This is a genomic window from Brevundimonas vesicularis (assembly GCF_032067225.1).
In the GTDB taxonomy this organism is placed as follows: Bacteria; Pseudomonadota; Alphaproteobacteria; order Caulobacterales; family Caulobacteraceae; genus Brevundimonas; species Brevundimonas vesicularis_F.
This window is the reverse complement of the sequence record NZ_DAMBJX010000017.1, coordinates 45,448-56,132: the sequence shown is the minus strand read 5'-3', so window position 1 is coordinate 56,132 and position 10,685 is coordinate 45,448. Positions and strand designations below refer to the sequence as shown.

Annotated in this window: 12 protein-coding genes; 6 read left to right on the top strand and 6 right to left on the bottom strand. The window is 67.1% G+C overall.

Translation table 11 applies throughout. The features are described 5' to 3' along the window. The 3 genes from RT123_RS06335 to RT123_RS06325 all read right to left on the bottom strand — a co-directional run. Nucleotides 1-620 (bottom strand): DUF1176 domain-containing protein (locus RT123_RS06335; RefSeq protein WP_313008392.1); only part of this gene is annotated, 620 nt, incomplete at its 3' end. Continuing rightward, the gene (locus RT123_RS06330; protein WP_017506660.1) at nt 617-829 is read right to left on the bottom strand and encodes a DUF2945 domain-containing protein; all 213 of its coding nucleotides are present in this window, start codon (nt 827-829) and stop codon (nt 617-619) included. The genes RT123_RS06330 and RT123_RS06335, both read right to left, overlap by 4 nt. Next, the gene (locus RT123_RS06325; RefSeq protein ID WP_265150635.1) at nt 793-960 is read right to left on the bottom strand and encodes a hypothetical protein; all 168 of its coding nucleotides are present in this window, start codon (nt 958-960) and stop codon (nt 793-795) included. Before RT123_RS06325 ends, RT123_RS06330 begins: the two co-directional genes overlap by 37 nt. 177 nt (nt 961-1,137) lie before the next feature. Between RT123_RS06325 and RT123_RS06320 the strand changes: the two genes are divergently transcribed. The 3 genes from RT123_RS06320 to RT123_RS06310 all read left to right on the top strand — a co-directional run bounded on the left by RT123_RS06320 (nt 1,138) and on the right by RT123_RS06310 (nt 3,675). Beyond that, complete coding sequence (locus RT123_RS06320; protein WP_039246750.1) at nt 1,138-2,358, top strand: NADP-dependent isocitrate dehydrogenase; 1,221 nt, start codon at nt 1,138-1,140, stop codon at nt 2,356-2,358. A 130-nt stretch (nt 2,359-2,488) separates the two neighbouring features. Further along, on the top strand, nt 2,489-3,070 hold the full coding sequence (locus RT123_RS06315) for a DUF2939 domain-containing protein (RefSeq protein WP_313008391.1): 582 nt from the start codon (nt 2,489-2,491) through the stop codon (nt 3,068-3,070). 50 nt (nt 3,071-3,120) lie between these two features. Continuing rightward, nucleotides 3,121-3,675 carry a DUF2939 domain-containing protein gene (locus RT123_RS06310; RefSeq protein WP_055755122.1) on the top strand — a complete coding sequence of 185 codons (555 nt, stop codon included), beginning with the start codon at nt 3,121-3,123 and terminating at the stop codon, nt 3,673-3,675. A gap of 382 nt (nt 3,676-4,057) precedes the next feature. Here RT123_RS06310 and alaS read toward each other — a convergent pair whose 3' ends face one another. From alaS to RT123_RS06295, 3 genes are all read right to left on the bottom strand, one after another. Then, a complete protein-coding gene (gene alaS / locus RT123_RS06305; protein WP_313008390.1) occupies nt 4,058-6,703 on the bottom strand; it encodes an alanine--tRNA ligase in 2,646 nt (881 codons plus the stop codon). Nucleotides 6,704-6,968: 265 nt separating this feature from the next. Beyond that, complete coding sequence (locus RT123_RS06300; RefSeq protein WP_313008389.1) at nt 6,969-7,829, bottom strand: pirin family protein; 861 nt, start codon at nt 7,827-7,829, stop codon at nt 6,969-6,971. A 52-nt stretch (nt 7,830-7,881) separates the two neighbouring features. Beyond that, nucleotides 7,882-8,475, bottom strand: coding sequence for a hypothetical protein (locus tag RT123_RS06295; protein ID WP_313008388.1), 594 nt, complete (start codon nt 8,473-8,475; stop codon nt 7,882-7,884). Between the two features lie 206 nt (nt 8,476-8,681). Between RT123_RS06295 and sdhC the strand changes: the two genes are divergently transcribed. The 3 genes from sdhC to RT123_RS06280 form a co-directional block, all read left to right on the top strand. Beyond that, nucleotides 8,682-9,146: a succinate dehydrogenase, cytochrome b556 subunit gene (sdhC, locus tag RT123_RS06290; protein WP_017506653.1), complete on the top strand. Its 465-nt coding sequence runs from the start codon at nt 8,682-8,684 to the stop codon at nt 9,144-9,146. After that, entirely contained in the window at nt 9,143-9,547 is a 405-nt protein-coding gene (sdhD, locus tag RT123_RS06285) for a succinate dehydrogenase, hydrophobic membrane anchor protein (RefSeq protein WP_091751999.1), read from the top strand. The genes sdhC and sdhD overlap by 4 nt, the downstream gene beginning before the upstream one ends. A 7-nt stretch (nt 9,548-9,554) precedes the next feature. Further along, on the top strand, nt 9,555-10,685 hold a 1,131-nt coding region (locus RT123_RS06280; RefSeq protein WP_313008386.1), incomplete at its 3' end, for an FAD-dependent oxidoreductase.

Below are 10,685 nucleotides of genomic sequence, written 5' to 3'. Positions count from 1 at the left end.
ACAAGGGCGGCCGGACGGTCGCCGCGTCGGATCAGGGCAGTTGGCGTATCCAGACGTCCCTGCTTCTCGTCGATCCACAACAGGGCGGCGGCGGCGCCGTGCAGCGACACCTCCTGTGTCGAGGCGCCGCGAATGATCATGACCTTGCCTTGGGCCAGGGCGTCGAGAGCGGCGCGGGCGCCGTTGCGGATTTCACCGACGGGCGCCTCGGCGTCGCTCGCCACGCCGAGCACGGCCGGATAGGCGCGGCCGTCGATGGTCAGGCTGAGGGAGCCGGCGTCCTTGGCCTCGCCGTCGGGCCAATAGCCGAAGAGGATCTGCGGCTGGGCGTCAGGGCCCGGCGCCAGGGTGATACGGACCCAACCGGCGGCGAACTCTGGCGCAAAGCCGAAGGCCCAGCATGTCCCGTCGTTGCCGCAGGTGGCGCTCCAGTCCCGGAAGGTCTTGGTTTCAGGGCGGATCTGCAGCACCGGCGCAGCGGCGGCCGGCGCAGCCTGACGGGCGGCCTGGGTCGCGGCAGGCGTCTTGCCCGCATCCTTGTCTCCGCATCCGGCGATGGACAGCGCAGACAGGGCAAGGGCCGAAAGGGCGACGCCGCGCCACAGGCCGTTCGGGGTCATGCCTTCTTCAACTCCGACGGCTTGTGCGCCGCGCGTGCACCGGTCTTGGCGCTCTCGACGATATACTCCGGATTGTCCTTGGAGGCCGCAACCTTGTGGCCCTTGATCTTGGTCTCCGAGGTGACCTTCTTGACCACCTTGCCGGTCGTTGTGCCCTGGCTGTGGTCCCACTTCACCTTGTCGCCGGCCTTGAACGTCTTTTCTGACATGACTGTGCTTCCTTCTGTGTCGCTTCCTGTTCAGCGATCAGCCTGCGCATCAGTTCCGCATCGATCACGGGCGGCGCCTCGCAGAAGGTGACGATCCAGCGATCCACCAGCTGGCGCTCTTCCTCCGTCATCCTGCCGTCCGTCTCTGTTGCTGGGCTCAAGAGAAGTCCGGGGGCGGCAAAGGGTTCAGGACCGATCTGCGTTATTCCGGGCGGCGACGACGGGCGGCGGGGTTTGCGCGGGCGCGCGGCCTCGCTATACCGCCGCCACGACATTCCCTTCCCCACAGTCACAGGCGGACCGCACGCATGGCCAAGATCAAGGTCGAAAACCCCATCGTCGACATCGACGGCGACGAAATGACCCGCATCATCTGGCAGATGATCAAGGACAAGCTGGTCTTCCCGTTCCTGGATCTCGAGCTGGACTACTACGACCTGGGCATGGAGCACCGCGACGCCACAGACGACCAGGTGACGATCGACGCGGCCCACGCGATCCAGAAGCACGGCGTCGGCGTGAAGTGCGCCACCATCACCCCGGACGAAGCCCGCGTGCAGGAGTTCGGCCTGAAGAAGATGTGGAAGTCGCCGAACGGCACCATCCGCAACATCCTGGGCGGCGTGGTCTTCCGCGAGCCGATCATCTGCTCGAACGTGCCGCGCCTGGTTCCGGGCTGGACCCAGCCGATCGTCGTCGGCCGTCACGCCTTCGGCGACCAGTACAAGGCCACCGACTTCCTGATGCCCGGTCCCGGCACCCTGACGATCAAGTTCGTCGGCGAGGACGGCGAAGTCATCGAGCACGAGGTCTACAAGGCCCCGGGCGCCGGCGTGGCCATGGCCATGTACAACCAGGACGCCTCGATCCGCGAGTTCGCACACGCCAGCTTCGCCTATGGCCTGCAGCGCAACTATCCGGTCTATCTGTCGACCAAGAACACGATCCTCAAAGCCTATGATGGCCGCTTCAAGGACCTGTTCCAGGAAGTGTTCGACGAACACTACGCCGCCGAGTTCAAGGCACGCGGCCTGACCTATGAGCACCGCCTGATCGACGACATGGTCGCGGCCGCGATGAAGTGGTCGGGCGGCTTCGTCTGGGCGTGCAAGAACTACGACGGCGACGTGCAGTCGGACGTGGTGGCGCAGGGCTTCGGCTCGTTGGGCCTGATGACCTCGGTCCTGATGACGCCGGATGGCAAGGTGCTGGAGACGGAAGCCGCCCACGGCACCGTGACCCGCCACTATCGCCAGCATCAGAAGGGCGAGGCCACCTCGACCAACTCGATCGCCTCGATCTTCGCCTGGACGCGCGGCTTCAAGCACCGCGCCAAGCTGGACGGCAACGCCGCCCTGGACCAGTTCGCCGACACCCTGGAGAAGGTGGTCGTGGACACGGTCGAGGCAGGCTTCATGACCAAGGACCTGGCGCTGCTGGTCGGCGACCAACAGGGCTGGCTGACCACCGAGGGCTTCCTCGACAAGGTGGCCGAGAACCTGAAGACCGCTCTGCCCGACGTGGGCTGAGGACGACGTTCCTCCCCCGCTGCGCTGGGGAGGAACGCAAGAATACCAGCCCCGTCGGAGCGATCCGGCGGGGCTTTTCGTTGTGTGATCGGCCGGGGCGTGCATGATCGGCGGTAATGAGGATGCGTTCGTGAAGCGGTTGTTCGGAAACCTGGTGCTGGCGGCGGTGGTCGTGGCCGCGCTGTCCTTCTTCGCGGCGCCCGCGGTGGCCTTCTTCGCCATTCGGTCGGCGGCCGAGGCGAATGATGTGGCAGGGCTAGCGCGACTGATCGACTTCAACGCCGTGCGCCAATCGTTGCGGCCGCAGCTGGCGGGACGGCCCGAGGCGATGGCGCCCGCGCCGTCCTTCCTGGAAGACCCCATCGGCGCCTTCCGGCGTCAGATCGAGCAGAACCCGATCCTGCGCCAGCCGGACGTGGACGCCTATCTGACGCCCGCCGCCCTCAGCGCCTTGCTGAAGGGCGAGGGCCGATACGCCAGCCAGCGCACCTCGGCGGGCGTGGCGCCGGCCTCGGAGCGCAGCCGCAAGCCCTGGCCCAGCCCCGCCTACTGGAGCGTCAACCGGGCGCGCATGGCGGTGACGGATCAGGGCGGGTCGCGCACCCTGTTCACCTTCGAGCGGCGCGGGCCGTTCGAGTGGAAGCTGGTTCACATCGGCCTGCCCGACGGAACGGCCCCGGCGGAGCCCGCCGTCACCGTCACCCCGCGATAAACCCGGCAACCGACGCCGCCCAGCCTGCGTTGGCGTTCCAAGGAGACGACATGAGCCGCAAGATCATCACCGGAATCCTGATCGCCGTCGTCATCGGCGTGGTCGTCGCCCTGTTCGTCTCGCCCTTCATCGCCGCCCAGGCGCTGGTGCGGGCCGCGCGGACAGGGGATGCGGCAGGGCTGGAGCGGCAGGTGGACTTCCCGGCGTTCCGCACCAGCCTGAAGAGCGAGCTGAACGCGCGCGCGGCCTTGGAAATCCGCAATCGGACCAAGGGGGACACCGGCCTGGCGGCGCTGGGCATGCTGCTGGCCCCGTCGCTGGTCGAGGGGGCGGTCGACAACTTCGTCACGCCGCAAGGCATCGCCGCCATGGTCCGCTCTGGCGAGACGCCCGAGCCGGAGCGGCCCGTGCCCGCCGACGACACGCCGGCCGTCGACAAGGACAAGATCCGCCAGTCCTGGGCCTATCGCGGCCTCAACACCTTCGCCGTCACCCTGACGCGCGACGATCGGCCGGACGACGCGCTGGTGCTGATCATGGAACGCCGGACGCCCTTCACCTGGAAGCTGGCCGGGGTGGACCTGACGCCCGACCCGATGGGTTGAGACGGTCGGGGACAAAAACACCGTCTAAAGTGTCTAATTCGTCTGATTGGACGGCGGGGCGCCGATCAGAATTTGAGTGCAATTGGTGCGCTTTGCCTTGGGTGCGCGGCCTCCTCTGTGGTGAGCGCAGAGTATAGGCCGTCCCTGCGGCATGCTCAGGAAGCGGACGCTGCGGCCGGCTAAGCCGTTGAATAGCAAGGCTGTAAGGTTCGAAATTGCGATGGATTACCCTCTCCCTTTGGGAGAGGGCTTGAGCGCACGAGCGCGCAGCGATCGTATTTGCGCGAAAGGGTGAGGGTCGGCTGGTGCGACATGGTCCGCCGGCCGACCCTCATCCGGCCCTCTGGGCCACCTTCTCCCAATGGGAGAAGGGCATCGTAATTTAGGCCAGCGCCGCACGAACCGCCGCCAGACCGTCTTCGGCCTTCGACCCATCGGGGGCGCCGCCTTGGGCGAAGTCGGGTTTGCCGCCGGCGCCCTGTCCGCCCATGGCGATGACGGCGGCGCGGGCCAGGTCGGCGGCGTTGACGCGATCAGTCAGATCCGAGGTCACGGCGACAGTGACCGCCGCCTTGCCCTCGGTGACGCCGATCAGGGCGACGACGCCGGTGCCGACCTGTTTCCTGAAGTCCTCGGCGACGCCGCGCAGACCCTTGCCGTCCACGCCGTCGAGCACGCGGGCCATCAGCTTGACGCCGTTGATCTCCTCAGGCGCAGACGACGCACCCGAGCCGCCGCCTAGGGCCAGCTGCTTCTTCAGCTCGGCGACCTGTTTCTCCAGCGACTTCACCGAGGCGGTCAGGCTGTCGACGCGGGCCGGGACGTCGGCAGTCTGGACCTTGAAGCTTTGGGCCAGCGAACGGGCGACGCTGGCCTGGGCCAGCAGATACTGACGCGCGGCTTCGCCGGTCAGAGCCTCGATGCGGCGCACGCCGGCGGCGACGCCGGTTTCCTGAACGATCTTGAACAGGGCGATGTCGCCGGTGCGGGCGACGTGGGTGCCGCCGCACAGTTCGACCGAATAGGGAGCGTTGTCGCTGACGAGCGAGCGCCCCAGCGTCAGGACGCGGACCTCGTCGCCGTACTTCTCGCCGAACAGGGCGATGGCGCCGGCCTCGATCGCCTCCTGCGGGGCCATCAGCTTGGTTTCCGCCGGCACGTTCTGGCGGATGACGGCATTGACCTCGGTCTCGATGGCCGACAGTTCGGCCTCGGTGAGCGGGGCGCCGTGGCTGAAGTCAAAACGGGCGCGCTCGGCGTCGACCAGCTGACCCTTCTGGGCGACTGCGGGGCCAAGCACATTCTTCAGCGCCGTATGCAGCAGGTGGGCGGCGGAGTGGTTGGCGCGGCTGGTGCGGCGCTTTTCGGCGTCCACCAGCTGGGCCGCGCGGGTTCCGATCTCCAGCTTGCCGGCCGTGACCTGGGCCACCAGGACGTGCAGGTCGCCGGCGTGTTTACGCACGTCGATGACCTCGGCCTCTCCGCCCGGCCATTCCAGGGTTCCGTGATCGCCGGCCTGGCCGCCGCTTTCGGCATAGAAGGGGGTGGTGTCGAACAACACTTCGACGATGTCGCCGGCCTCGGCCGTTTCGACCGGCGCGCCGGCGTTCATCAGGGCCAGGACCTCGCCCGAGCCCTCGATATTGTCATAGCCGGTGAAGACGGTCGGCCCCATCCGGTCGCGGATCGCCAGCCATTCGTTGGTGTTGGCGGTCTGGCCCGAGCCTTTCCAGTTCTCGCGCGAACGCTGGCGCTGTTCGGCCATGGCGGTCTCGAAGCCGTCGACGTTGACCGAGAAGCCGCGACGACGGGCCTCGTCCTGGGTCAGGTCCAGCGGGAAGCCGTAGGTGTCGGACAGGGTGAAGGCCGTCTGGCCGTCCAGCATGTCGCCGGGACGGAAGCCCTGAACCGCCGTGTCGAACAGGGCCATGCCGCGGCCGAGCGTGGTGCGGAAGCGGACCTCTTCCTGCTTCAGCGTGTCCTCGATGAAGGGCTGGGCGCGGGCCAGTTCGGGATAGGCGTCGCCCATCTGGGCCACCAGGGTCGGGACCAGACGGTGCATCAGGGGATCGGCGGCGCCCAGCAGGTGGGCGTGGCGCATGGCGCGGCGCATGATGCGGCGCAGCACATAGCCCCGGCCTTCATTCGACGGGGTGACGCCGTCGGCGATCAGGAAGGACGAGGAGCGCAGATGGTCGGCGATGACGCGATGGCTGGCGGCCTGGTCGCCGTCCGACTTGGTCGCGGTGGCGTCTTCGGACGCGGCGATCAGCGTCTTGAACAGGTCGGTTTCGAAGACCGAATGCACGCCCTGGAGCACGGTGGTCATCCGCTCCAGACCCATGCCGGTGTCCACGCTGGGCTTGGGAAGGTTGCGAACGATCTGATCGTTCTCCTTCTCATACTGCATGAAGACGTTGTTCCAGATCTCGACGTAGCGGTCGCCGTCCTCGTCCGGCGAGCCTGGAGGGCCGCCGGCGATCTTGTCGCCGTGGTCCCAGAAGATCTCGGTGCAGGGGCCGCAGGGGCCCGAGTCGCCCATGGCCCAGAAGTTGTCCGAGCCGGCGATGCGGATGATCTTGTCATCGGAGAAGCCGGTGACCTTCTTCCAGATCGCGGCGGCCTCGTCGTCATCGATATAGACGGTGACCAAGAGGCGTTTGGGGTCCAGGTCGAAGTCCTGGGTGACCAGGTTCCACGCCTTCTCGATGGCGTGTTCCTTGAAATAGTCGCCGAAGGAGAAGTTGCCCAGCATCTCGAAGAAGGTCAGGTGGCGCGCGGTATAGCCGACGTTGTCCAGGTCGTTGTGCTTGCCCCCGGCGCGCACGCATTTCTGCGAGCTGGTCGCGCGCGGATAGGGCGGCTTGGCGGCGCCGGTGAAATAGTCCTTGAACGGCACCATGCCGGCGTTGACGAAGAGCAGCGACGGATCGTTCTGCGGCACCAGCGGGGCCGAATGGACCTTGGCGTGGCCGTCCGCCGCGAAATAGTCGAGGTAGGTGGCGCGGATCTCGTTCAGGCTGGGCATTCGGCGTGTCTTCGGCTGGGGCGGTCGCTAGGAACCGGCGTCATATAGGGTTTTGGCGGGGAGCGCATCATCTGCGCGGGGAGAGGCGCGCGCATAAGATCCTCCCCCTAGGAGCGTAGCGGAAAGGGGGAGGGGGACCGCGCGTAGCGTGGTGGAGGGGGCGAAAATCCCACGGTGCTTGAATGAGACTTTCAACATCGATGATGCGGTCGCCCCCTCCACCGCTTCGCGGTCCCCCTCCCCCGCTGGGCGGGGAAGGATCATCTTACACCCTCGGCGGCGGGCCGAACTTGCCGGACTGGTAATCCTGGATCGCCTGGATGATCTCGTCGCGGGTGTTCATGACGAAGGGGCCATGGCTGAAGACCGGCTCGTCGATGGGATTGGCGTGGCCCAGGAGGACGACGGCGTCGGTGGTGGCCGTGATCTGGACCGCGTCGCCGTCGGACAGGGCGGCGAGGCTCCATTGCGGGACGGGAGTTCCGGCGACGGCGATCTCGCCCTTGACTCCATAGAGGAAGACGTTTCGGCCGCGGGCGACGGGAGTCTCGAACGTCGCGCCGGCGGGCAGGCGGACGACGGCCAGATGGATGTCGATCAGGGACTGGATCGGCGCCTTCACTCCCAGCCAGTCGCCGGAGACCGGCTCGACGGTGACGCCGGCCTCGGTGGTGAAGGTCGGGATGTCGGACTTCTGCAGGCCGATATAGTCCGGCTTGGTCATCTTCAGCCGCGACGGCAGGTTGACCCACAGCTGCAAGATCTCCATCGGCCCGCCGTCGCGCTTGAAGGCGGTCGGGGACAGTTCGGCGTGGATCAGGCCCGAGCCGGCGGTCATCCACTGGATGCCGCCCGCCTTGATGATGCTCTCGCCGCCGCCGGAATCGTTGTGGGCCAGCTCGCCGTTCAGGATGAAGGTGACGGTCTCGAAGCCCCGGTGCGGGTGCGGGCCGAACGGCAGGCCGGCGTTGCCCGGCGCATAGGTCTGGGGCCCGTGGTGGTTCAGAAACAGGAAGGGATCGATCTGGTCCAGGCCGGGGCCGGGCACCGGACGCCGGGTGGTCAGGTCGCCGATGTCGTCGCGATGGGCGGGGTGCAGGCGAAGAACGGAACGAGGCTGGGTCATTCGCTACATATAGGGTGGCGGATAGACGCTGGCGAGATCGGGGGTGGCGAGATCAGCCTGAACGGGTCGCCGTGACGGGACGGGCGCGGCCGTCCTGAACCCATTCTCCGGCCCAGCTGTCCGCCGCCGCATGCAGACGCAGTTCGCCCTCCGACAGGGGAATGATGACGACCTCGCCCTGGGTCGAGACCGGGCCTGCGAAGCCCATTTGGTCGACCCCGGCCGGCGCATCCAAACGTCGCCAGGCGCCTTCGACCCGACGGCCCTCGCCCCGGTCGGTCAGGGACAGCGACAGCAAGGGTCTTCCGTCCGGCTGGGCGATGCGCCAGCGCCCGTCCAGCGGACCCATTCCGGTTTCGGCGTCGATCGCGGCCTGGGCCACGCCCTGGTCGTAGGTGGTCTGGCTGTCGGAGGGGCTGAACTCATAGTCGCCGGCGTAGTCGTCGACCGCAACCGGGGCCGTCAGGGGACGGCGATGCAGGTCGGTCGCGGCGTCCCCCTCGGCCGTTTCGCGCCCGAAACGGGACGGCGGCTGATAGGGGCGGACGTCCGGCGCGCGATAGGTTTCCGGCGTCGCGTCCAGGAGACCGGTCGTCTGAATGGCGGGCTCCACGGCGACGGCGGACATCAGGGCGAGCAGCAACATGAGCCCACCCTGCCAAATCGTCCGGCGCGTCGCCTAGCCGTCGAACTGGCCCTGAACGCAAACGTGATCCGTCGTGATGGAACCGACGTAAACCGCACAATCCGTCGATCTGGGGGTCTGTGCGTTGACACCGGCCCCACAGGGTCACAAAAGCCTTCGCAACCGCACACGGCGATTGAATTCATTCGCTTTTGAGAACCATTCGCATGAACCAGCCCAACCCGACGCCGGGTGGCGCCTCAAGCGACCGGACGGGTCGCTTCGTCACTCAACCGAACGGACATATCGCGCCGCTGTCGCCCCACATGGGCGTGTGGCGCTGGCACGTCACCATGACGGCCTCGATCCTGTTCCGCGCGACGATCATCGCCGCCACGGTCGGCGTGCTGTTCGTCCTGGCCTGGCTGGGTGCGCTGGCGTTCGGGCCCGAGGCGTTCCAGAGCGCGCTCGATCTGGCCGGATCGCCGCTGGGCCTGCTGGTCTTCTTCGGTCTGACGGTGGTGCTGTTCTCCTTCATCCTGAACGGCGCGCGTCACACCTATAACGACACCGGCAACGGGCTGACGGTGAAGTCGGCGACCGCCCTGTCGAACATAGCGGTATGGGGGCCGATCCCGTTGGCCGTGCTGTTCTGGGTCGTCCTGTTCGCCACCGGGAGGGTTTCGCTGTGAGCGGCGCCGCAAAGTTCAAGAACAACGTCAAGGTCTCCGAGCGTCACGGCGCCGGCGAATGGCTGATCGAGCGCATCCTGCTGGTGGCACTGCTGCCGCTGGGCCTGTGGGTCGCCTCGACCGGCTTCACCCTAGCGGGCGCCGGCTATGACGCGGCGATGGCCTGGTTTGCCAATCCGCTGAACGCCGCCCTGATGGCGATCACCGCCGTGATCTTCTTCGGCTACGTCAGCCTGGCTTGGAAAGTCATTCTGGAAGATTACGTGCCCAGCGTCGGAACGCGCGGCCTTCTGGTCCTGCTGCTGAACGTCGTCTTCCTGGTGCTGGCCGCCGCCAGCGTCTTCTTCATCGTGCGGCTGGCGCTGGGTTCGGCGCCGCTGCCCGCTGGTTTCGGAGCCTGATTAACTGATGGCCGCTTACGAACTGATCGATCACGAATACGACGTCGTCGTCGTCGGCGCCGGGGGCTCGGGCCTTCGCGCCGCGCTCGGCGCCGCCCAGCAGGGGCTGAAGGTCGCCTGCGTGACCAAGGTCTTCCCCACCCGCTCGCACACCGTCGCGGCCCAGGGCGGCATCTCCGCCTCGCTCGGCAACATGGGCGAGGACAGCTGGCAGTGGCACATGTACGACACCGTCAAGGGGTCGGACTGGCTGGGCGACCAGGACTCGATTGAATATCTGGTCCGTAACGCGCCCAAGGCCGTCTATGAGCTGGAACACTGGGGCGTGCCCTTCAGCCGCACCGAAGAAGGCAAGATCTATCAGCGCGCCTTCGGCGGCATGACCCGCAACTTCGGCGAAGGCCCGGTGCAGCGCACCTGCGCCGCCGCCGACCGCACCGGCCACGCCATCCTGCACACCCTGTACGGCCAGTCGGTGCGCCGCGAGGTGAAGTTCTTCGTCGAATATTTCGCGCTCGACCTGATCATGCAGGACGGCGCCTGCACCGGCGTGACGGCCCTGCAACTGGACAACGGTCAGCTTCACCAGTTCCGCGCCAAGATGGTGGTTCTGGCGACCGGCGGATACGGCCGCGCCTATTTCAGCGCCACCTCGGCCCACACCTGCACCGGCGACGGCAATGCGATGGTGCTGCGCGCCGGCCTGCCGTTGCAGGACATGGAGTTCGTGCAGTTCCACCCGACCGGCATCTATGGCGCCGGCTGCCTGATCACCGAGGGTGCACGCGGCGAGGGCGGTTATCTGACCAACTCGGAAGGCGAGCGCTTCATGGAGCGCTATGCGCCGACCGTGAAGGACCTGGCCCCGCGCGACATGGTCTCGCGCTCCATGACCATCGAAATCCGTGAAGGGCGCGGCGTGGGTCCGAACAAGGACCACATCTTCCTGCACCTGGATCACCTGGATCCGAAGATCCTGCACCAGCGCCTGCCGGGCATTTCCGAAAGCGCCAAGATCTTCGCCGGCGTGGATGTGACCAAGGAGCCGATCCCGGTCCTGCCGACCGTCCACTACAACATGGGCGGCATCCCCACGAACTATCACGGCGAAGTCCTGACGCTGCGCGACGGCAACCCC